The organism is Bacillus sp. EB01, from assembly GCF_000613125.1.
Lineage (GTDB): Bacteria > Bacillota > Bacilli > Bacillales > Cytobacillaceae > Bacillus_D.
In genome coordinates, this window is sequence record NZ_HG964497.1 from 3,520,067 (window position 1) to 3,540,735 (window position 20,669).

23 protein-coding genes are annotated in these 20,669 nt (G+C 43.2%); 22 read left to right on the forward strand and 1 reads right to left on the reverse strand.

Annotated features, from left to right (window positions below):
• Positions 1–11: 11 nt before the first annotated feature.
• The 12 genes from deoB to TY16_RS16290 all read left to right on the forward strand — a co-directional run bounded on the left by deoB (position 12) and on the right by TY16_RS16290 (position 11,707).
• Positions 12–1,199: a phosphopentomutase gene (gene deoB / locus TY16_RS16235; RefSeq protein ID WP_043932885.1), complete on the forward strand. Its 1,188-nt coding sequence runs from the start codon at positions 12–14 to the stop codon at positions 1,197–1,199.
• Positions 1,200–1,717: 518 nt separating this feature from the next.
• Positions 1,718–3,022 carry a pyrimidine-nucleoside phosphorylase gene (locus TY16_RS16240; protein WP_043932886.1) on the forward strand — a complete coding sequence of 435 codons (1,305 nt, stop codon included), beginning with the start codon at positions 1,718–1,720 and terminating at the stop codon, positions 3,020–3,022.
• A 133-nt stretch (positions 3,023–3,155) separates the two neighbouring features.
• Positions 3,156–4,328, forward strand: coding sequence for a D-alanyl-D-alanine carboxypeptidase family protein (locus TY16_RS16245; RefSeq protein ID WP_043932887.1), 1,173 nt, complete (start codon positions 3,156–3,158; stop codon positions 4,326–4,328).
• Positions 4,329–4,512: 184 nt separating this feature from the next.
• Positions 4,513–4,863: an anti-sigma F factor antagonist gene (gene spoIIAA / locus TY16_RS16250; RefSeq protein ID WP_043932888.1), complete on the forward strand. Its 351-nt coding sequence runs from the start codon at positions 4,513–4,515 to the stop codon at positions 4,861–4,863.
• Complete coding sequence (spoIIAB, locus tag TY16_RS16255; RefSeq protein ID WP_043932889.1) at positions 4,863–5,303, forward strand: anti-sigma F factor; 441 nt, start codon at positions 4,863–4,865, stop codon at positions 5,301–5,303. The genes spoIIAA and spoIIAB overlap by 1 nt, the downstream gene beginning before the upstream one ends.
• An 11-nt stretch (positions 5,304–5,314) precedes the next feature.
• Positions 5,315–6,073, forward strand: a complete 759-nt coding sequence (sigF, locus tag TY16_RS16260; RefSeq protein ID WP_043932890.1) for an RNA polymerase sporulation sigma factor SigF — start codon at positions 5,315–5,317, stop codon at positions 6,071–6,073.
• Between the two features lie 157 nt (positions 6,074–6,230).
• The gene (locus TY16_RS16265) at positions 6,231–6,851 is read left to right on the forward strand and encodes a stage V sporulation protein AA (protein WP_043934792.1); all 621 of its coding nucleotides are present in this window, start codon (positions 6,231–6,233) and stop codon (positions 6,849–6,851) included.
• Positions 6,841–7,263 carry a stage V sporulation protein AB gene (locus TY16_RS16270; protein ID WP_155922346.1) on the forward strand — a complete coding sequence of 141 codons (423 nt, stop codon included), beginning with the start codon at positions 6,841–6,843 and terminating at the stop codon, positions 7,261–7,263. The genes TY16_RS16265 and TY16_RS16270 overlap by 11 nt, the downstream gene beginning before the upstream one ends.
• A 24-nt stretch (positions 7,264–7,287) precedes the next feature.
• Positions 7,288–7,893 (forward strand): stage V sporulation protein AE, encoded by a 606-nt coding sequence (locus TY16_RS16275; protein WP_043932891.1) that lies wholly within the window; start codon positions 7,288–7,290, stop codon positions 7,891–7,893.
• Complete coding sequence (locus TY16_RS16280) at positions 7,844–9,322, forward strand: spore germination protein (RefSeq protein WP_043932892.1); 1,479 nt, start codon at positions 7,844–7,846, stop codon at positions 9,320–9,322. Before TY16_RS16275 ends, TY16_RS16280 begins: the two co-directional genes overlap by 50 nt.
• A 198-nt stretch (positions 9,323–9,520) precedes the next feature.
• Positions 9,521–10,855 (forward strand): diaminopimelate decarboxylase, encoded by a 1,335-nt coding sequence (lysA, locus tag TY16_RS16285; protein WP_043932893.1) that lies wholly within the window; start codon positions 9,521–9,523, stop codon positions 10,853–10,855.
• Positions 10,856–11,335: 480 nt separating this feature from the next.
• Positions 11,336–11,707 carry a GNAT family N-acetyltransferase gene (locus tag TY16_RS16290; RefSeq protein ID WP_043932894.1) on the forward strand — a complete coding sequence of 124 codons (372 nt, stop codon included), beginning with the start codon at positions 11,336–11,338 and terminating at the stop codon, positions 11,705–11,707.
• Here the strand turns inward: TY16_RS16290 and TY16_RS16295 are convergent, their stop codons facing one another.
• The gene (locus TY16_RS16295) at positions 11,708–12,238 is read right to left on the reverse strand and encodes a DUF309 domain-containing protein (protein ID WP_043932895.1); all 531 of its coding nucleotides are present in this window, start codon (positions 12,236–12,238) and stop codon (positions 11,708–11,710) included.
• Between the two features lie 212 nt (positions 12,239–12,450).
• On the opposite strand from TY16_RS16295, the gene TY16_RS16300 reads away from it, so the two are divergent.
• The 10 genes from TY16_RS16300 (at position 12,451) to resB (ending at position 20,644) form a co-directional block, all read left to right on the forward strand.
• Positions 12,451–13,221, forward strand: a complete 771-nt coding sequence (locus tag TY16_RS16300; protein WP_043932896.1) for a segregation/condensation protein A — start codon at positions 12,451–12,453, stop codon at positions 13,219–13,221.
• Complete coding sequence (gene scpB, locus TY16_RS16305) at positions 13,208–13,786, forward strand: SMC-Scp complex subunit ScpB (RefSeq protein WP_043932897.1); 579 nt, start codon at positions 13,208–13,210, stop codon at positions 13,784–13,786. The genes TY16_RS16300 and scpB overlap by 14 nt, the downstream gene beginning before the upstream one ends.
• A gap of 55 nt (positions 13,787–13,841) precedes the next feature.
• Positions 13,842–14,258, forward strand: a complete 417-nt coding sequence (locus TY16_RS16310; protein WP_043932898.1) for a hypothetical protein — start codon at positions 13,842–13,844, stop codon at positions 14,256–14,258.
• 73 nt (positions 14,259–14,331) lie between these two features.
• Positions 14,332–14,820: a DUF3907 family protein gene (locus tag TY16_RS16315; protein ID WP_043932899.1), complete on the forward strand. Its 489-nt coding sequence runs from the start codon at positions 14,332–14,334 to the stop codon at positions 14,818–14,820.
• A 295-nt stretch (positions 14,821–15,115) separates the two neighbouring features.
• Entirely contained in the window at positions 15,116–16,267 is a 1,152-nt protein-coding gene (locus TY16_RS16320; protein WP_043932900.1) for a D-alanyl-D-alanine carboxypeptidase family protein, read from the forward strand.
• Positions 16,260–16,847 carry a nucleoside recognition domain-containing protein gene (locus tag TY16_RS16325; protein WP_043932901.1) on the forward strand — a complete coding sequence of 196 codons (588 nt, stop codon included), beginning with the start codon at positions 16,260–16,262 and terminating at the stop codon, positions 16,845–16,847. Before TY16_RS16320 ends, TY16_RS16325 begins: the two co-directional genes overlap by 8 nt.
• 4 nt (positions 16,848–16,851) lie before the next feature.
• A complete protein-coding gene (locus tag TY16_RS16330) occupies positions 16,852–17,379 on the forward strand; it encodes a spore maturation protein (RefSeq protein WP_043932902.1) in 528 nt (175 codons plus the stop codon).
• Positions 17,380–17,605: 226 nt separating this feature from the next.
• Positions 17,606–18,343 carry a 23S rRNA pseudouridine(2605) synthase RluB gene (gene rluB / locus TY16_RS16335; RefSeq protein WP_043932903.1) on the forward strand — a complete coding sequence of 246 codons (738 nt, stop codon included), beginning with the start codon at positions 17,606–17,608 and terminating at the stop codon, positions 18,341–18,343.
• A 100-nt stretch (positions 18,344–18,443) separates the two neighbouring features.
• Positions 18,444–18,968, forward strand: coding sequence for a thiol-disulfide oxidoreductase ResA (gene resA / locus TY16_RS16340; RefSeq protein ID WP_043932904.1), 525 nt, complete (start codon positions 18,444–18,446; stop codon positions 18,966–18,968).
• Positions 18,969–18,988: 20 nt separating this feature from the next.
• Positions 18,989–20,644 carry a cytochrome c biogenesis protein ResB gene (resB, locus tag TY16_RS16345; protein WP_043932905.1) on the forward strand — a complete coding sequence of 552 codons (1,656 nt, stop codon included), beginning with the start codon at positions 18,989–18,991 and terminating at the stop codon, positions 20,642–20,644.
• The last annotated feature ends 25 nt before the right edge of the window (positions 20,645–20,669 follow it).

Genomic DNA, 20,669 nt, shown 5'->3' on the forward strand with positions numbered 1-20,669 from the left:
GAGGGTTTTGAATGGGCCAGGGTGGAACATTCAAACGGATTTTTTTAATTGTTATGGATTCTGTCGGGATTGGTGAGGCTCCTGATGCTGAAAAATTTGGAGATAAAGGTTCAGACACGCTTGGGCATATTGGTGAGGCAATGGGCGGCCTAAAAATGCCTGTCATGGGCCAACTGGGTCTTAGCAATATTAAGGAAATTAAGGGTATTGAAAAACAGGAGAAGCCCCTTGCTTTTTATACTAAAATGCAGGAAGCTTCGAACGGAAAAGATACAATGACTGGACACTGGGAAATCATGGGCCTTAATATTCAGACTCCGTTCCGTGTATTTCCTGAAGGCTTCCCGGATGAACTTCTATCCGAGCTTGAAGCTCGTACAGGCAGGAAAATCATTGGGAACAAGCCGGCAAGCGGTACGGAAATTCTTGTGGAACTTGGGCAGGAGCATATGGAGACAGGTGCGCTTATTGTGTACACATCTGCCGATTCAGTGCTTCAAATTGCAGCCCATGAAGATATTGTTCCACTTGATGAATTGTACCGTATCTGCAAAATTGCCAGGGAATTAACACTTGATGAGAAATATATGGTCGGAAGAGTAATAGCCAGGCCATTTGTTGGCGAGCCAGGAAACTTCAAACGCACTGCGAACCGTCATGATTATGCTTTGAAGCCATTTGGCCGGACAGTTATGAACGAATTGAAGGATGCGGGCCTAGATGTAATTGCAATAGGCAAGATTTCCGACATTTATGATGGCGAAGGGGTGACAAAATCGCTCCGCACCGCTTCTAATATGGATGGAATGGATAAATTAAATGAAACGCTCGATATGGATTTTACAGGACTAAGCTTCCTCAACCTTGTTGATTTCGATGCTCTTTTCGGCCATCGCCGTGATCCAAAAGGGTACGGGAAGGCTCTTGAGGAATATGACGCCCGTCTTCCAGAAGTGCTTGAAAAGCTGCAAGAAGACGATTTGCTAATTATCACCGCAGATCACGGGAACGATCCGGTTCACCCTGGAACTGACCATACACGGGAATATGTTCCTCTTCTCGTTTATTCTAAAGGACTTACTGGCGGCAGTGAGCTTCCTATCCGTGAAACGTTCGCCGACATTGGTGCAACAGTTGCAGAAAACTTCAACGTAACCATGCCGCAACATGGGAAGAGTTTTCTTGGCGAACTGAAGTAACCGTCAAACTAATATCCCTAAACAGACAATTAGTGGAAAGCCATTCTGTTGGAAGATGCTTTTTTTCATTATTAGCGGGCAGGTAACATGGATGTACAACTTTAACCAATCGTGATGATAATGGATTGTTTAACAAGATCAACTAAATAACTTTAATTAGTACGGAAGGCGCGGGACTCGTTCGAAAATGCAAAAAGCGCATTTTCTCCTGCGATGCATTTTTCAGGGAAGCTTATTCAACGTCCTGTGGGAGAAAAGGGACAGTGGGAGACCCCACAGGCGCTTTAGCGCCGAGGAGAATGAAATGCGTAAGTGCCTTGGGTTGCCCCGACAAGCGCTGGAGGGCCTGAAGGAGAAGTCGCTCTTTGACTTCACCTGAGGGACCGAAGCGACCTCGAGGGACTAGGCACTGAAGCGAGACAGGCTCCCCGCCCGCCCACGGAAAGCGAAGCGCCTGGAGTGGAAATTTTTAGTTAAGTAAATGCTTTTCAAAAAATGAAAAGGTAGTGATGATTACGATGAGAATGGTAGACATAATTGAAAAGAAACGTGATGGGCTAGAGCTGACATCCGAGGAGATCAATTTCTTTATTCAAGGGTATACCTCTGGTTCTATTCCTGATTATCAAATGAGCGCGCTTACTATGGCTATCTTTTTTAAAGGAATGACAGAATCTGAACGTGCCGAGTTAACTATGGCAATGGTTAAGTCTGGGGATCAGATAGATCTTAAAGGAATTGAAGGCGTGAAAGTGGATAAGCACTCAACTGGAGGTGTAGGAGATACTACAACTCTTGTACTTGGCCCTTTGGTTGCATCGGTGGGAGTGCCTGTTGCAAAAATGTCTGGCCGCGGGCTTGGACATACCGGTGGTACCATTGACAAATTGGAAGCAGTTGAGGGATTTCATGTTGAAATTAGCAATGAAGAATTCCTCGAGCTTGTTAATAAAAATAAAATAGCTGTTATCGGGCAAAGCGGGAACCTGACACCGGCTGATAAGAAATTGTACGCACTTCGCGATGTAACTGCTACGGTGGACAGTATCCCGCTAATTGCAAGCTCTATTATGAGCAAAAAAATAGCTGCGGGTGCTGACGCAATTGTACTTGATGTCAAAACTGGAGCCGGCGCATTTATGAAAACCTTGGATGATTCCCGGGAGCTGGCAAAAGCAATGGTTAGAATCGGGAATAATGTTGGCCGGAAAACGATGGCCGTCATTTCCGACATGAGCCAGCCGCTTGGCTTTGCAATTGGGAATGCTCTGGAGGTAAAGGAAGCGATTGATACGCTTAAAGGGGAAGGCCCTGAGGATTTGGCTGAATTGAGTTTGACACTTGGCAGCTATATGGTGTTCTTGGCAGGAAAAGCGGAATCACTAGCTGATGCTCGCCTATTGCTTGAAGCGGCAATAGCTGACGGCTCTGCGCTTGAAAAAATGAAAGTGTTCCTTAGCTCTCAGGGTGGGGATGCCTCTGTTGTGGAAGATCCTTCCAGGCTCCCTCAGGCTAAATTTATTATGCCTCTTGAAGCAAAGACAAGTGGCTACGTTTCTGAAATTATCGCCGACGAGGTAGGTACAGCCGCGATGCTCCTAGGTGCAGGGAGAGCGACTAAGGAATCCGAAATCGATCTCGCTGTTGGGCTGGTCTTGAAAAAGAAAATTGGCGATAAGGTTGAAGCCGGAGAATCGCTTGCTGAAATTCACAGCAATAGCGAGGAAGTTGAAGAAGTAAGGAAAAGGCTTTATAACAGCATTAAAATTACCAGTGAACAAGTCGACGCACCGACTTTAATCTATGGCGAAATAACCGAATAAAATCACTGAAATTATAAAGACAGTGGCTAAACTGCTGAAGCAGTTGTGGCCACTGTCTTTTTTGCGGTTAAATTTGTATAGAAAAACCATTTTTGGAAAAAATGGAGGCTATAAAGAATGGAGGGTTATGTACATGAAACGATTAGGTTCACTAATGCTGGCAACATTGCTTTCTTTTACACTAGTTTTACCCGGTACAGTTTCTGCTAAAGAAGATAACTCCACTGATTTGGCAAAGGATGTAAAATCGGCCATCCTGATAGAAAGGGACACTGGTACTGTTCTCTATGAGAAAAATAGCAATGAGCAGCTTCCGCCTGCGAGCATGACAAAAATCATGACGATGCTTCTCATCATGGAAGCATTAGATAATGGTAAGCTCGATGTTAATGAAAAGATTCGTGCAAGTGAATATGCCGCTTCCATGGGAGGTTCCCAGATTTTCCTCGAACCTGGTGAGGAAATGACAACAAAAGAACTTTTAAAGGGAATAGCAATAGGCTCGGGAAATGATGCATCGGTTGCGATGGCAGAACGGATTGGCGGCTCTGAAGAAGCCTTCGTAGACATGATGAATAAAAAAGCCAGGGAGCTTGGCCTGAAGAATACCGTTTTCAAAAATACAACAGGCTTGCCTGCTGAAGGCCATATCAGCACTGCCAGTGATATGGCAAAGATGGCGAAAGAACTGCTGAAATACGAAGATATAACAAAGTATACAGGATTGTATGAAGCATATCTGCGTGAAGATACCGATAAAAAGTTCTGGCTTGTAAATACAAACAAGCTGGTCAGATTTTATCCTGGTGTTGATGGATTAAAAACAGGCTTTACTGCTGAAGCGAAATATTGCCTTACCGCAACAGCGCAAAAGGATGGAATGAGGGTAATCGCTGTTGTCTTTGGAGCGCCTACCTCAAAGGCTAGAAATGCACAGGTGACGAGGATGCTTGATTATGCTTTCAGCCAGTATGAAACACATCCTCTTTTCCAAAGAAATGTTGCAGTAGGCACAGTGGAAGTAAGCAAAGGCAATTCAAAGAAGCTGCAGGCAGTTACAAGTGAACCAATTTCTCTTTTAACGAAAAAAGGAGAAAAGATTTCAGATGTCAAAAAAGTGGTCAACCTAAAGAAGGACATCCACGCTCCTATCGGAAAAGGAGATACGATTGGAACGCTTAAAATTGTAAAAGACGGAAAAGTGCTGCAGGAAAGTCCGCTTATGGCAAGCAAAAATGTTGGAGAAGCTGGATGGTGGACTATGTATAAACGTGCTCTGGGCATGTTTACGAAGTCCGGCGAGTAGTTGTCGAAACGGAAAATAATTGCACTACCTTTAGCGAAATGCCACTAGTTTTGTCCGTGTTGAAGGATTTGAACTACCCTGTCTCGAATTGAACCTTTGTAAGGCGGCCAGACTGCATCCGCAGTGGGCTAATATTGGCACAGAAGTTGCCAAATGCCGAGTATACAATAGGAGGCCGGAGATAGTGAGTCTGAACATCGGAATGGAAGTTAGAAGTGAAGTGCTATGCATCCGTTTAAGCGGCGAACTTGACCATCACACCGCAGACAGGCTTCGTTCGCAAGCCACACAAGCAATCGAGGAATATGGAATCCGCCACATTATTTTGAACCTTGAAGGGTTATCCTTTATGGATAGTTCTGGGCTGGGCGTTATTCTTGGACGGTATAAACAATTGAAGCAGCTTCATGGAGAGATGGTTGTTTGCTCGGTTTCACCAGCGATTGAACGCCTGTTTGATTTGTCTGGGCTTTTTAAAATCGTGAAAATGGAACCGACTGAAGAATTTGCCTTTCAAAGATTGGGGGTTGCATGATGAGAAACGAAATGAACCTCCAATTTCGGGCACTAAGCCAAAATGAATCGTTTGCCAGGGTTACGGTTGCTGCATTCATTTCTCAGCTGGATCCGACTATGGACCAGTTAACTGAAATTAAGACCGTGGTGTCGGAGGCCGTCACGAATGCAATTATTCACGGTTATGAGAATGATCCCGAAGGAATTGTCCATATCCACGTGGCGATTGAAGGGGAGCTTGTTGATATTGTCATTAAGGATACAGGAAACGGGATTGCCGATATAGATGAAGCACGGCAGCCTTTGTTTACAACAAAACCAGACCTTGAGCGATCCGGGATGGGCTTTACCATCATGGAAAACTTTATGGATGAGGTCGAGGTCTTGTCCGAGCAAGGTAGCGGTACCGAGGTCAGGTTGCGGAAGAATCTATCCCGAAGCAAAATGCTTTGCAATTAAGGAGAGGGCCTATGGATGTGGAGGTCAAAAAAGAGAGTGCGCAGCCGTTTCTAAAGGACCATGAAGTGAAGGAATTGATTAAGAGAAGCCATAACGGGGACCAGGATGCACGGGACCTTATTGTTGAGAAGAATATGAGGCTTGTCTGGTCTGTCGTACAGCGATTTTTAAATCGCGGCTATGACCCGGACGACTTATTTCAAATCGGCTGTATCGGCCTTCTAAAATCAGTCGATAAATTTGACCTTTCGTATGATGTCAAATTTTCAACATACGCAGTACCAATGATCATAGGGGAAATCCAACGATTCATCAGGGATGATGGAACCGTCAAAGTAAGCAGATCCCTGAAGGAAACGGGAAATAAAATCCGGCGGGCAAAGGATGAAATGTCCAAAACACTTGGGCGTGTACCGACAGTAAAGGAATTGTCCGAGTATTTAGGCCTCGAACCCGAGGAAATTGTCCTTGCACAGGAAGCAAGCCGTACGCCTGCATCCATCCATGAAACCGTTTATGAAAATGATGGTGATCCAATAACGCTTCTGGATCAAATTGATGATGGAAATGATGGGAAATGGTTTGATAAAATCGCCCTTAAAGAAGCCATTGGTGAACTGGATGAACGGGAAAAGCTGATTGTCTATCTTCGCTATTATAAGGATCAGACGCAATCAGAGGTCGCCCAGAGGCTTGGTATATCCCAGGTACAGGTTTCACGGCTAGAAAAAAAGATCCTGCAGCAAATGAAAAACCATATGGACCTCTGAGTCCATATGGTTTTTTTTGCGGAAAATTAATTATCGATTAATTCCCCCTATTTTAGCCTCATCATAATCGTATCTGAGGCAATTATTGCCTTTCATGAAGAATTCCCGTTTTATCCATACTAGCAATACAAGGAAATCAATGATGGAAGTGAGTGTCTTGGAAAAAACGGTCTACATCCGAATGAGGAACAGGATATTGGTCCAGCCCAATCAGGAAATTATCTTAAAAGATGTTGCCCAAGTGCTTGCGCCGGATGGGATGGATCAACGGATCAAAACGATTCCAATTTACAAGGTTACCTCCCGTGATAGCAATTTTATTGTCATGGATGCCATGAAAATAATACGGCATATTACGAACGCTATACCTGGCGCAGATGTTCAGACGGTTGGCCCTGCCCAAACACTGATTGAAGTTATTTTAAAGAAAAAAGGGCTCTCCCTTCCCTTATTCATTTTAATCTGGTTTTTGCTTTTTTTCGGTTCAGCCATGGCAATCATGAATTTCCATGATGATGTCAGTATGCAAAGTGTGCAGGAAAAGCTCTATACCATCATTACAGGTAAGGAGTCCCATCAGCCCCTTCTTTTCCAAATACCATATTCAATTGGACTGGGGGCAGGAATGGTCATATTTTTTAACCATATTTTCAAAAAACGAATTAACGAAGAGCCTAGCCCGCTCGAAGTAGAAATGTTCAACTACCAGCAAGATCTTGACAACTATGTCATGATACACGAAAACAAGGAGAGCATGAAGCGCCTTGATGATCATTAAAGGGCTCGCAATAGTGTTCATTGCTTTGAGCGGAGGGCTAGCAGTTGGGTCTGGCTTTGTTGCTTTCCTGACAGTATTAGGAATTATCCCGCGACTGGCTCAAATTTCTAAAACTGTTGATAAGGTAGTGTGGTACGAGGCGGCAATCATTCTCGGAACAATCGCAGGAATTTATGGAAGTTTACGGGACCCCATTCTTGGTCTTCCAGCCTTTTTTCTTATATTACTTGGGCTTGCAGGCGGCATTTTTGTCGGGATGATTGCTGGTGCACTAGCGGAAGTTTTAAATGTGATTCCAATTCTTGCTAAAAGGCTGAATATGGATGGTGAGATTATCATTTTACTTATGGCTGTAGTACTGGGGAAAATTGCTGGATCCTTATTTCAATGGCTTTACTTTATCCATCAATAAGAAGAGTTGGGGGGTGGTTGCTGAATGCGAAGAAGGGTCATACTCATTACAGATGGTGATGAATATGCAAGGAAGGCAGTAGAGTGTGTCGCAGCGGAAGTTGGGGGGCGAAGCATTTCTCTATCATCTGGCAACCCCTCTACACTAAGCGGGCCTGAAATTGTAGCCTTAATTAAACTCGCTACACATGATCCAGTTCTCGTCATGTTTGATGATAGCGGACTAGTTGGGGAAGGGTCAGGCGAGACTGCGTTAAAGTATGTTGCCTCCCATCCGGACATCGAGGTCCTGGGCATCATCGCTGTTGCCTCCAAAACCCACCAGGCAGAGTGGACGAAGGTTGACATATGCATTGATCGTGACGGGGAATTGACCCCTTATGGTGTAGACAAGCACGGAGTTCAGGAAATGGATATTGGAAGAATATATGGGGATACCGTATATTGCCTTGATGGGCTTAATGTGCCAATCATTGTGGGAATCGGGGATATAGGAAAAATGGCTAGAAGAGATCATTTTTCCTCAGGTTCCCCCATTACAAGGAAGGCTGTCGAGCTTATTCTTGAAAGGAGCGGTTATGATGTTGGGCAAGAAAACAGAGCAGGGGCTCCTACCCAAGTCACTGAATGAAATAGAGTCGTACATGAAGGAAAATGCGGGACTTGGAAAAAGTTTCGATCTCGGGGTTCGCAAGCTCCGGGTCCTTCGCAAAGATGTGCATTTTTATTATGTAAATGGCTTGTGCGACACCTCTTATATTATGGAAATCATGGAAGAACTGATTGAAGGTGACTCTAAAGGGAAATTATCTTCGGGTATTTTTCCATTCATTGAACAACATCTCGTACATCAGGCAGTCAATAAGGTTCGTACACTAGAGGAATTTGTGACAGCAGTCCTTTCAGGTATGATTGTTTTCGTCATTGAAGGGGAAGGAGTGGGGCTGTCTGTAGATACAAGGGGATATCCAGGCAGACAGCCACAGGAGCCGGATACGGAAAAGGTTGTCAGGGGTTCTCGGGACGGCTTTGTTGAAAACATTATTTTGAATACTGCTCTTACCAGAAGAAGAATCCGTGATGAACGCCTCCGATTTGAAATCCTCCATGTAGGGGACCGCTCCAAAACAGATATTGCAATCGGATATATCGAGAATGTTGCAGACCCGCGCCTTGTTGAAAAGATTAGAAAGGAAATAGAAAAAATTAAGGTTGATGGGCTGCCGATGGCTGACAAGACAGTGGAGGAGTTCATAGTCAATCAGGGATTCAATCCATATCCACTTGTCAGGTATACGGAGAGGGCTGATGTAGCTTCTGCCCATTTGCTTGAGGGGCATGTGCTGATATATGTTGACACATCGCCTAGTGTCATTATTGCACCCGCAACATATTTCCATCATGTCCAGCACGCGGAGGAATACAGGCAATCTCCTGCCGTTGGTACTTTTGTAAGATGGGCCAGGTTCCTTGGTATTTTCTCATCGATTTTCCTTCTGCCGCTCTGGTTTTTGTTTGTAATTGAACCCAGTCTCCTCCCAGAGAATCTATCCTATATAGGTCCAAATGATAAAAGCAGTATACCGATCATCGTGCAGTTGCTTCTGGCCGACCTGGGAATTGAATTCTTAAGAATTGCAGCCATACATACCCCAACACCACTATCAACTGCCATGGGCCTCGTTGCGGCTGTCTTAATCGGTCAAATTGCAGTGGATGTCGGGCTTTTTGTGTCGGAAGTTATTTTATATGTGGCGGTATCAGGTATTGGGACCTTTACAACACCAAGTTATGAGCTGAGCGTCGCCAATAAAATAGCAAGATTCTTCTTGCTAATTATCACAGCGTTCTTCCATTTACCCGGTTTTGTGATTGGCATGACAGTATATTTCTTGTTCCTAATCAGGATCAAGTCATTTGAGATACCGTATTTTTGGCCGTTTATACCGTTTGAGCCAAGGGCAGCCTTACAGATTATAATACGGCGCTCAGTCCCGGGAGCGTTCCTCAGGCCAAGAATCATTCATGCGGGTAACCGCCAGCGGCAGTCTTCAAAATGAACCGTTGCAGGATGGACTTTATTATGCTAAAGTAATCACTATCGATGTTCAAGAGGGCGCTGCCCCTTTGGCTCTACACAGGTAATATGGTGAAGTATACAAAAATTTATCGGACAGTACCTGCTGCAGGCCTGTCTTTTTCTTTATTAGCCCGTTTTTAGAAATACGAATGAAGCAATGAACAGGGAGATGGGACTTATGCATTTTTATGGGACAATTGCAGTGAATCAGGCCGGGAATCTCGAAATTGGCGGGGTTGATGCTATTGAATTGGTCAATACGTACGGTACGCCTCTTTATGTGTATGATGTAGCATTAATCAGGGAGCGGGCCCGAGGCTTTAAACGCGAGTTTATTACACAGGGTGTTAAGGCGCAGGTGGCGTACGCCAGCAAAGCTTTCTCAACAATTGCAATGATCCAGCTTGCGGAAGAAGAAGGACTATCGCTTGATGTTGTATCAGGGGGAGAGCTTTATACAGCAATGGCTGCGGGATTTCCGGTTGAAAAAATCCATTTCCATGGGAATAACAAGAGCCGTGAAGAACTGGAACTTGCTATAGAATTAGGGATTGGATGTATAGTCGTAGATAATTTTTATGAACTTGAATTACTAAAGGATATTTGTTCGGAACGAAATACTAACGTGAAGATTCTGCTTCGGGTTACTCCAGGGATTGAGGCCCATACCCATGATTATATTCTAACAGGCCAAGAAGACTCAAAGTTTGGCTTTGGCCTGCAAAACGGCCAGGCGGAAGAAGCAGTCCGTGAAGCTAGCAGTTTTGAATTATTTGATGTTTTGGGTGTTCATTGCCATATCGGTTCGCAAATTTTTGAGACGACAGGCTTTATTCTCGCTGCTAAAAAAATCTTTGAAAAATTGGCAGACTGGCAACGTACCTTTGGTTATAAGACAAAGGTTCTTAACCTCGGAGGCGGTTTTGGGATCCGTTATACGAAAGACGACAATCCGTTACCACCTTCCCATTATGTACGGGAAATAATTTCTGAAGTTAAAAATCAGGCTGCCCTGCATGAAATGGATATGCCGGAGATATGGATAGAGCCTGGCCGGTCACTGGTGGGGGATGCGGGCATTACTTTATATAAAACGGGGTCACGCAAAGAGGTTCCCGGTGTACGCAACTATCTCGCTGTTGATGGTGGAATGAGCGACAATATCCGACCTGCTCTTTATCAGGCAAAATATGAGGCCGTTCTGGCAAGCAGGCCACTGGCTGAGCCGAAAGAGACAGTATCTGTTGCCGGCAAGTGCTGTGAATCCGGAGATATGCTGATCTGGGACTTGCCTCTGCCAGAAGTTGGCCAGGAGGAAGTTCTTGCTGTATTCTGTACAGGGGCGTATGGATATTCAATGGCTAATAATTATAACAGAATACCAAGGCCGGCAGTTGTGTTTGCAGAAAATGGACAAGCTTCTCTAGTTGTAAAAAGGGAAACATATGAAGACTTGATCCGCCATGATTTGCCATTTATCCATTCCGGAAGCAAAGAAACCGCAAAAAAGTAGCGGATATCCGCATTGGTCTTCATTCGAGATGGTGCAATGGATAAATTTTTTATAATAGTGTAAAATGGTGGACATTGGGTATTTACCTCACCTTAAGGGCCAGCTAGCCTCCCTCCTGAGGCTGCTGACCCGAGAGGTCCGATTGGTGAAATAATACTTTTCTAGGGGCCTCAGAAAATTAATCGGACTGTGCGTAACAAATAAACAAAGGAAAATGCTTTAGCTTGGAGGCGTGGACGATGGGGGATAAGTCAAATCGTGTTTTGTTTGTGGTTCTTCTCCTTTTGGCGGTCGTTTGGGGCCTGATATATTGGTTTTTCATCGCTTGATTGGCGGCGCGCAATCAAACAGCTGTTTGTTTCCGATGGACTTCGATTTGGTATGATGAAATGTGGCGCAACCTGAAAGTATTATTACATATACTAATTCTAACCCGGTGGCGTACCGGATTAGGATTTATAATTTAATGAGGGATCATACATGTTAATCCGATACAAAAAACAATTCGAAAAAATTGCCATGGGCCTCTTGTCATTTATGCCTGGCGAGAAGGATATCAAAAAGCTTCAGCACACAATGAAACAGTATGAATCTGCCGAAGGATGGCAGTTGTTTCTTTGGAAAGATGGGGAAGATATTATCGGGCTGATTGGCGTCTTTCATACCAGTGATGTGACAGCTGAAATCCATCATATTTCAGTCAATCCATCCCATCGTTACCAGGGGATTGGCCATAATATGGTGAAGGCTTTAGGTGATCTTTTCCCTAACAAAACGATCACTTCCAACGAGGTGACGGCTTCCTTTTATGAAAAATGTAAAGACGGCCTAAGCGCAGATTGTGAGAATTAATCACTTTCTGCGCTCTTTTTCTTTTCTAAGCATTAAGGCTTGTTCCCTTTCAAGTATGACGGATGTACGGTCTCGTGTAATATGCCGGTCAATTATTGCCTTTGGCGGGATGTAGCCTGCATTTTCCGTTTGATGACCTTTCCTTAAACATTCCATTTTCCAAAGATTACGTAGTTGTTCATCCTCTATAGGAATGGAAAATCCTTTGAAAGATTTACCGGAGCATGCTTCTTCTATTAAATTTTCAATATTGGTGAAAAGTATTTGGCTGTCTATCCCGAAGGAAGGAAGGAGTTCTTCCCTGCTTTTAAAGATGGTTAAGGATTTTTTCAAAATCCTGGCTGCTCCTTTTGCGTTTCCTCTGCGAAAATGGTAACAGCCAACAGAGAGCTGAATGAAAGCCACCCAAATGGATTCTTTGTTTCCAAAATCTACTTCCTTCCAATATTCCTCCAATATTTCATGACATTCAAAAAAGTCCTGGTCACCATGAAAATGGGCAAGGTATTCTATATATGGATCCGGGTACATTCATTTCCCTCCTGCTGCATTGAATGGGTATGTATAGTTTAGCATAATGCACGGGCCAATCCCGCTAAATCGCCATTAAGAAGTGTTTGATAAGAATTTTTTGTTGGATAAGCCCGTTTTATCCTCTATACTAAGTAATATATGTTTTCCTAATCTATCCTTGCTTCTGTATGAGCAGGATTATTAAATTTGCAGAGCTTGGTGAAAAAATGATGCATTATAATGTGAAAATCGATTCCTTTGAAGGGCCGCTTGATTTGCTGCTCCACTTGATTAATACCCTCGAAATAGATATTTATGACATTCCTGTTGCGCAAATAACGGAGCAGTATCTTATTTATATCCATACAATGAAGGAACTGAAGCTTGACCTTGCGAGTGAATATCTGGTAATGGCTGCTACACTTCTTGCAATAAAAAGCAAGATGCTCCTGCCTAAACATGAAGAAGAACTATTCGATGATGAAATGGAACCACTTGAGGAAGACCCTCGGACAGAGTTGGTGGAAAGACTTATTGAATATCGAAAATATAAGGAAGCAGCAGTAGAATTAAAGGAAATGGAAGAAGAGCGGAGCCTTATTTATTCAAAGGCTCCTAGTGACCTGACTGATTTTGCCAAAGAAGCTATACAACAAAAGGCGTCTGCTCCTTCTGCATCCATTTATGATATGCTTGGAGCCTATCAAAAACTTATGAGACGAAAAAAACTCCAAAAGCCTGTGAGCACTAAAATAGCACGCCAGGAAATATCTATCGAGAAAAGAATGGATGAGGTTATGGAATCCCTTAAAGGGAAGCCGTTGGGAATTGATTTCTTCGAGCTGTTTCCATCTCCCGAGAAAGAATATATTGTGGTAACCTTCCTGGCCATTCTCGAACTAATGAAAAGAGACGAACTCTTTGCGGAACAAACAGAAAACTTTGGAGACATCAAGATTATTCCCGCAAGGAAAGGAGCAGTAGCAGTTGGGTATAATTAACTATCATAGCATCCTTGAAAGCCTCTTATTTGCCGCGGGGGATGAAGGATTGTCTATAAAGCAAATTGCAAGTGTATTGGAGGTAGATGAACAGCAGGCATCCAATCTTGTCGATGAGATGAAAGAAAAATTGGAAGCGGATGAGAATAGGGGCTTAATTGTTATTTTACTAGCCGGGACTGTACAGCTTGGTACAAAAAAAGAGAATGCAGCCTATTTGAAAAAGCTCGTAGAGTCGCCTGGTACATCGACTCTATCGCAAGCCGCCCTTGAAACACTGGCCATCATAGCCTATAAACAGCCTATTACTCGTGCAGAAGTAGAAGATATTCGTGGTGTTAAAACTGAGCGTCCTCTGCATACATTGATGTCAAAAGCTCTTATTAAAGAAATGGGAAGGGCGGAAGGGTCCGGCCGTGCAATCCTTTATGGTACAACCAAGGAATTTTTAGATTACTTTGGCCTAAAAAGCCTTGAGGAGCTGCCTCCGCTTCCTGACAAAGGTGAAGAGGATTTTGAGCAGGAGGAAGCTGATTTATTTTTTGGAAAGTTCCAGGAGCTTTAATTTTCATATTTGTTGTATAGTATGGATAATAAGTTCAAAAGGAGAGGGAAACCAAATGTTGATTAAACAAAGCAGCGGTTATGAACTGGAAAAAGAGAAATCGAATACCTCGGAGGATTTCTTCAATCGGAGCGAATTAACGTATGTTGAGGACGGTGAAGAAAGGACGCTGCATGTCCTCTACCTTCGCTATTTCGATGAAAAATTCACCGATTTTGTACCTTTTGAAAATGATCCTTTATTTACTGTAAGTGGCAAGGACATTTATTTCAAAGATATAGTCGCCCTCGTCTGTATGATAAAGAATCCAGGCCTTCGTAACAGAAAACGTCTCTATCTTCATACCCAAAAGGAATTCGCGGCCAATTTCCAGGGGATAAATTATGAAAAACTGCCAGATATATTCGAGGCCCTCATTGCAAAAGGAAGTTTTGAAATGAATTCCCCTCTCGAATTTGTTCAGGCTTCTTAATGGTTTAGTAGAATAAAAGGGACTGCTTCCGTATAAATTTGAATACATAATTTAATACTTTGGAGGGGCAAAAATGGCGAATACATTAGTTGAATCGCAACTGAGGGAAGTCAAGGCATTTCTTAAAGATTCAAATAAACGGATTGAACATTTCCTCAACGAGACAACACTTTCAGCGCTTGTACAAGAGGATGAGGATAAATCTTCCTATTACCAGACAATCCTTTCCCAGCTTAGAAAGCTGTTAGTTTATAGCGAAGAAAGCCTGGATACATGCGCAGTCCTGCTTCAGGGCACCCCTTTCCAAAAGAGTGCAGCCGAAAGAACGCTGTATCGAATTTATCATCAGTGCATTGATGAATTCTTTTCGCCGAAAAATGGTGCCTGGTACGAGGATAGCCGAAGTGCCTATACAGGCAGGAATTCAATCAAGTTCCACAAGCCAGTACCTGATTCCGTATCCAGTGTATTACGTGGGCTTGAAGCGGGGTTCCAGCAAATGCGTGAAGATCTTGAATATTACGAAACTGATTACCGTACGAAAATGATGCAGTCTAAATAATAGATAAAAAAAAGCTGGCCCAAAGTTTTTTTGGAGCCAGCTTTTTTGTATACGGCCGGAGCTGTGTGATGGAGTTGGTTTTGCGTACACCCAATATCGTGAATTAAAAATACAAACTTTTGTTTTTCTCCGCTCCACCGCCTTTCTATTAATGCAGGATATCATTGTTTTTATAAATTAATTTTTTACAAGGTTGATAGTTCCAACTCCTTGTCCGCCTTTTTGGTCATATTGGCCATGTCCTGGCATAAACTTGTACAAATTCTTATTTTTTGAGAAGGGGACGGAGTCCGTAATGAAAAAAATAAAACCTTTTCTATGCCTCCTCATTTCTGTACTGGTTATTAGCGGCCTTTTACCTTCTTATGTTGCTGCATCTATTTCGGTAAGCGCAAGGGCAGCTATTCTGATAGAGCAGGAGTCCGGCCGTGTATTATTTGAAAAAGAAGCCTATACACCAATGCGAATCGCCAGTATTACAAAAATTATGACTGCAATTCTTGCAATCGAGTCAGGGAAAATGGATGAATTTGCAACGGTAAGTGAAAAAGCAGTAAGGACTGAGGGGTCATCTATCTACTTGAAGCCGGGAGAGAAAATAAAGCTGGAGGACCTTGTTTATGGCCTGATGCTCCGGTCGGGAAATGATGCGGCTGCGGCGATTGCCGAATTTGTTGGAGGCAGTGAGGAAGGTTTTGCTTTTCTTATGAACCAAAAAGCTGAGGAAATTGGGATGGAAAACACTGTATTCTCCAATCCTCATGGTCTTGACAACAAAGAAAAGCACTTTTCCACAGCCTTTGATATGGCCATTTTAACGAGGTATGCCATGAAGAATAAAGTGTACGAGAAAATTTCAGCTACAGAAGTACATAGGGCGGCAAATCCTGGCGAACGATGGGATCGAGTCTGGAAAAACAAAAACCGGCTTCTATCTATGTATAAATATAGCACCGGAGGGAAAACGGGGTATACCAAACGTGCTAAACGGACACTGGTTTCCACGGCCAAAAAGGGCGATTTGGAATTGATTGCCGTAACACTGAATGCCCCGGATGATTGGAACGACCATATGAATATGTTTGAATCTGGCTTTGCAAGCTTTGATTTAGCAGAAGTCATTCCAAAAGGCGAAATTTCATTGGAAAAAAAGCCTTATAAAAATGGTCAGATTTTTACAAAGAAAAGAGCGGTTTATCCAGCAACTGAAGAAGAGCTCGAAAAGTTTGAGGTTAAATATAAATTGCTACATCCGGAATCAGGTAAATTTCCCGGTGTATACAAAGGAAATTCAGCGTTAGCCGGGAAGGCGGTTATTTACTTGGATGGAAGGGCAGTGAGAAGTGTACCGATATATTTCAAGCCGTCAAAGGGTGAGGAAAGTGGTTATATGGATAACTTCAAATGGTTTTTTAGTTTGGCAGTAGGCATTCGGGACAATGGTTAATTATATCTGGGTCTTAATAACAGTTGTCGGGATTGTATTTGCAATATTCAATGGAACAATGCAGGAAGTAAACCAGGCTGTATTTCAGGGAGCAAAGGACGCAGTCACATTATGTATTGGCCTTATCAGTATTCTTGTCTTTTGGCTAGGGATGATGAGGATTGCCGAGGAGGCGGGTTTACTGAAAGCGATGGCCAAACTATTTAAACCGATAGTAAAGCCTCTGTTTCCGGAGGTGCCAGCAAATCATCCGGCAATGGGCTATATCCTTTCAAATATTATCGCCAATATGTTCGGTCTTGGAAATGCGGCTACCCCTCTAGGGTTAAAAGCAATGGAACAACTACAGGAATTGAATGACCAAAGGGATCATGCAAGCCGTTCGATGATTACTTTTCTTGCTATTAATACAGCTAGCGTTACAATATTGCCGACAACAGTCATTGCAATCCGAATGAATTATAACTCAGCATCCCCGGCTGAAATTGTTGTACCAACACTCATTACAACAGTATTGTCTGCCATTGGGGCACTATTGATAGACCGATATTATTACTGGCGGCGCAGCCGAAGAAGGTGATAGCTTGCAAACATTGGCGGCAGTTTCACTCTGGTTCATCCCGTTAATTATTGCTTCCATCCTAATTACGGGAACAATCAAGAAAGTTCCGACTTATGAAAGCTTTGTTGAAGGCGGGAAGGAAGGTATTAAGATTGCGGTTTCAATCATACCGTTCCTTGTGGGAATGCTCGTTTCTGTTTCAATTTTCAGAGCTTCCGGAGCGCTGGATGCAATGACAGGCTGGGTACGGCCCTGGTTGAATGACGCAGGGATTCCAGCGGAAATAGTACCACTTGCTCTTATACGGCCGATTTCAGGCACAGCGGCACTGGGAATGACGACTGATTTAATCGCAACTTACGGACCGGACTCTTTTCCAGGGAGGCTGGCTTCAATCTTGCAAGGAAGCACGGATACGACGTTTTATGTGTTAACCGTATATTTTGGATCAGTGGGAATCAAAAAAATGGGGGATGCATTAAAGGTAGGCTTGCTAGCGGACGTTGTCGGAATCGCGGCAGCCATCTTTGTTGCTATTCTTGTATTTTAAACAAGCCTGGGCACAATGCCCGGGTTTTTTGTTTTTTTTAAAAGATCCCCCGGTTAAAGTTGCAGTCCTTAATATAATTTTGCTTAAAAAGAAAATTTGTAAGGCCTCACCCTCTTATGTTGCTGCCAAATGGGTTTTCAAGCTTTGAATTCGGACAAAATTATGTCATAATTCATTAGAATACAATTGCACGATAATAATGCTAGAAATAACAGAGGTGGCATATATGGAACGTTTGCAAAAGATTATTGCCAGAGCAGGTGTGGCTTCCAGAAGGAAAGCAGAAGAGCTTATAAAGGAAGGAAGAGTCAAGGTGAACGGCAAGGTCGTTAAAGAACTTGGTGTAAAGGTTACCCCTTCCGATAGGGTTGAAGTGAATGAAGTTCAAATTGAAAGGGAAGAGCCTGTTTACTTTCTTTTTTATAAGCCGCGCGGAGTTATTTCTACAGTCAAGGATGACAAGGGGAGAAAGGCTGTTACTGACTTTTTCCCGGAATTAAAGGAAAGGATTTATCCAATCGGCAGGCTTGACTACGACACATCGGGCCTTCTCTTGCTAACGAATGATGGGGACTTTGCAAATCTGCTTATGCATCCCCGTAGTGAAATCGAGAAGGTGTACGTTGCCAAAACCGAGGGCATTCCGTTAAGAGAAAAAATTAGGAAGCTTGAAAAAGGCATCAAACTAGAGGATGGAATGACAGCACCCGCAAAGGTTAAAATGATTTCCGTTGACAAAAAGAAGCAAACATCGATCATTGAAATTTCAATCCATGAAGGACGAAATAGACAAGTAAGAAGGATGTTTGAAGCTATCGGGCATAAAGTAATGAAATTAAAGCGAGAACGGTATGGTTTTTTAACATTGGCAGGCTTGAAGGCAGGGGAAGCGCGGGAGCTGACTCCGCACGAAATTAAGCAGATGCGGGCATTAGGAATGCAGATGGATAAGAAAAATTCATAATCCTGTCACAATTAGGAAAGCGATAACACTGTCTGCATGGTGAAAAATGTTATAATTTAGACACAATTAAAAAACATGCAAGAATTTTGGGGGATGCGCAATGAAGAAAAGGCGGTTGGCAATCAGGTCGGTGATCTTGGTGCTTTTGGCTGCGGCCGTTGTATACACACTCTATGCGAACTTCACGAAGGAGGATCGTGTCAGGGTTACACCAGGTGACATGGCACCGAATTTTGTCCTTACTGACCTTGATGGAAAAAAGCATAAGCTATCAGATTACAAAGGACAAGGTGTGTTCCTTAATTTCTGGGGAACATGGTGCAAACCGTGCGAAAAGGAAATGCCTTATATTAATAACCAATACGCCCAGTTTAAGGATAAAGGGGTTACGGTGCTGGCCGTAAATATCGGTGAATCCAATTTGGCAGTCGGAAATTTCGCGGAAAAGTACAACCTGGATTTTCCGGTCGTACTCGACAAAAGCAGGCAGGTTATGAATGCTTACGGGGTCGACCCCCTTCCAGCAACATTCCTGATTGATAAGGAAGGGAAAGTTGTCCGCTATCATACGGGCCAATTGACTGAAGAGACTGTCAAGCAGTATATGGAAAGCATAGAACCTTAAGCGTATAGGGAGTTTTTATGATGAATCAAATTAAATGTGAATGTGGGCATGTTAATCCACATGGCACAGTCCTTTGTGAGGCATGCGGGCGTGCTTTGTCCAACGTTGCCAAACAGGAAAAATTGCATGATATGCGTTACGAGGGCAGTTCCCGCCGTTCGCAAACGTATAACAAAACGTTCGTAGATAAAATTTGGAACTTCTTCTCGTCTGTAAAAGTCGGTGTATGGCTCATCGTCATAACCTTGGTGGCATCAGCGGTTGGAACTATTTTCCCACAGGAGATGTATATCCCGAACGTAGTGACACCTGAGCAATATTATGAGGACGAATATGGGTGGATGGGGAAGCTTTATTTTCTGCTTGGTTTCCATAATTTATACAGTTCCTGGTGGTATTTGATACTAATTGCAATGATTGGAGTTTCTCTGGTCATATGCAGCCTGGACAGAGTTATTCCGCTTCACCGCGCATTAAAGGCGCAACGAGTGATTCGGAATGATGGTTTTTTGAAAAAGCAAAGGCTGTTCGGGATTACAGAAGGCGCAGCTACTGATGACGAAATTGCAAATGTAGCGGCAAAGCTTAAAGCACGCCGCTACAATGTTCGGGAAGATAACGGAAACCTTTTGGCCGAAAAAGGCAGGTTTTCCAGATGGGGCCCTTATGTAAACCATGTTGGTCTTATTATCTTCCTTATAGGCGGAATGCTTAGGTTTGTCCCTGGCATGTATATTGATAGGGTGCTTTGGATTCGCGAAGGTGAAACATTGGAGATACCAGGTACTGAAAGCCAATATTTTTTGACTAACAATCAATTCATCCTTGAAGTATATGACAAGGAGAATGAGGACGAAGTATTCAGTGAAGCGCTTGACCGGGCTGGTACTGTGGCAAAGACATACCAATCAAATGTAGTTTTATACAAAAAATCTGCAGATTCTCTCCCTGGGGAAGATCCTGAGCTTGACAAACTGAAAGAATCCGAGATTAGAGTCAATGAACCTCTTAAATTTGATGACTATGCGCTTTACCAGGTTGATTATAAGCTGAATGAACTGAGTTCAATGACGTTCGCTCTTACAGATAAAAACTCCGGGAAGCAATTTGGGGATGTTAAGGTTGACCTTTATGAGCCTAAGAAGACATATGACTTGGGAGAGGGCTATTCTGTAAAACTTCTTGGTTATTATCCTGACTTTGAATTCGGCGATAATGGGGAGCCTATTACAAAATCACGGGTACCAAATAATCCTGCATTTGTTTTTGATATGATTACACCGGATAAACCTGAAGGCGAGGTTAGTTTTGCTGCTATCCAGCAGACAATTGAGCCTGAAGGCGATAACAAATATAAGATGGAATTTAAAAATGTAGAGACTAAAAATGTTTCAGCATTAACTGTCCGAAAAGACCATACACTTTGGGTGCTTGCTCTCGGTGGTTTAATCTTCATGATTGGTGTCGTTCAGGGTGCATACTGGAATCATCGCAGGATTTGGATCCAAAAACGGGACGGGGATATTTGGATAGCAGCACATACGAATAAAAACTGGCACGGCATAAAGCGGGAAATCGGGCAGATTATAGAAAATACTAATCTACAGATGCCTGATGACCAGGTACAGGACGAAAAGCCAGAAGGAGGGGTGGACCTTGGCGGAGTTAAGCAGTAATTTATTATTTATAGCATTTATTTTA

What these genes read in the sequence shown, in the direction of transcription:
- deoB (WP_043932885.1), top strand. Translation starts at nt 12, where the DNA reads ATGGGCCAGGGTGGAACATTCAAACGGATTTTTTTAATTGTTATGGAT.
- TY16_RS16240 (WP_043932886.1), top strand. Translation starts at nt 1,718, where the DNA reads ATGAGAATGGTAGACATAATTGAAAAGAAACGTGATGGGCTAGAGCTG.
- TY16_RS16245 (WP_043932887.1), top strand. Translation starts at nt 3,156, where the DNA reads ATGAAACGATTAGGTTCACTAATGCTGGCAACATTGCTTTCTTTTACA.
- spoIIAB (WP_043932889.1), top strand. Translation starts at nt 4,863, where the DNA reads ATGAGAAACGAAATGAACCTCCAATTTCGGGCACTAAGCCAAAATGAA.
- sigF (WP_043932890.1), top strand. Translation starts at nt 5,315, where the DNA reads ATGGATGTGGAGGTCAAAAAAGAGAGTGCGCAGCCGTTTCTAAAGGAC.
- TY16_RS16270 (WP_155922346.1), top strand. Translation starts at nt 6,841, where the DNA reads ATGATCATTAAAGGGCTCGCAATAGTGTTCATTGCTTTGAGCGGAGGG.
- TY16_RS16275 (WP_043932891.1), top strand. Translation starts at nt 7,288, where the DNA reads ATGCGAAGAAGGGTCATACTCATTACAGATGGTGATGAATATGCAAGG.
- TY16_RS16280 (WP_043932892.1), top strand. Translation starts at nt 7,844, where the DNA reads ATGTTGGGCAAGAAAACAGAGCAGGGGCTCCTACCCAAGTCACTGAAT.
- lysA (WP_043932893.1), top strand. Translation starts at nt 9,521, where the DNA reads ATGCATTTTTATGGGACAATTGCAGTGAATCAGGCCGGGAATCTCGAA.
- TY16_RS16290 (WP_043932894.1), top strand. Translation starts at nt 11,336, where the DNA reads ATGTTAATCCGATACAAAAAACAATTCGAAAAAATTGCCATGGGCCTC.
- TY16_RS16295 (WP_043932895.1), bottom strand. Translation starts at nt 12,238, where the DNA reads ATGTACCCGGATCCATATATAGAATACCTTGCCCATTTTCATGGTGAC.
- TY16_RS16300 (WP_043932896.1), top strand. Translation starts at nt 12,451, where the DNA reads ATGCATTATAATGTGAAAATCGATTCCTTTGAAGGGCCGCTTGATTTG.
- TY16_RS16310 (WP_043932898.1), top strand. Translation starts at nt 13,842, where the DNA reads ATGTTGATTAAACAAAGCAGCGGTTATGAACTGGAAAAAGAGAAATCG.
- TY16_RS16315 (WP_043932899.1), top strand. Translation starts at nt 14,332, where the DNA reads ATGGCGAATACATTAGTTGAATCGCAACTGAGGGAAGTCAAGGCATTT.
- TY16_RS16320 (WP_043932900.1), top strand. Translation starts at nt 15,116, where the DNA reads ATGAAAAAAATAAAACCTTTTCTATGCCTCCTCATTTCTGTACTGGTT.
- TY16_RS16325 (WP_043932901.1), top strand. Translation starts at nt 16,260, where the DNA reads ATGGTTAATTATATCTGGGTCTTAATAACAGTTGTCGGGATTGTATTT.
- rluB (WP_043932903.1), top strand. Translation starts at nt 17,606, where the DNA reads ATGGAACGTTTGCAAAAGATTATTGCCAGAGCAGGTGTGGCTTCCAGA.
- resA (WP_043932904.1), top strand. Translation starts at nt 18,444, where the DNA reads ATGAAGAAAAGGCGGTTGGCAATCAGGTCGGTGATCTTGGTGCTTTTG.
- resB (WP_043932905.1), top strand. Translation starts at nt 18,989, where the DNA reads ATGAATCAAATTAAATGTGAATGTGGGCATGTTAATCCACATGGCACA.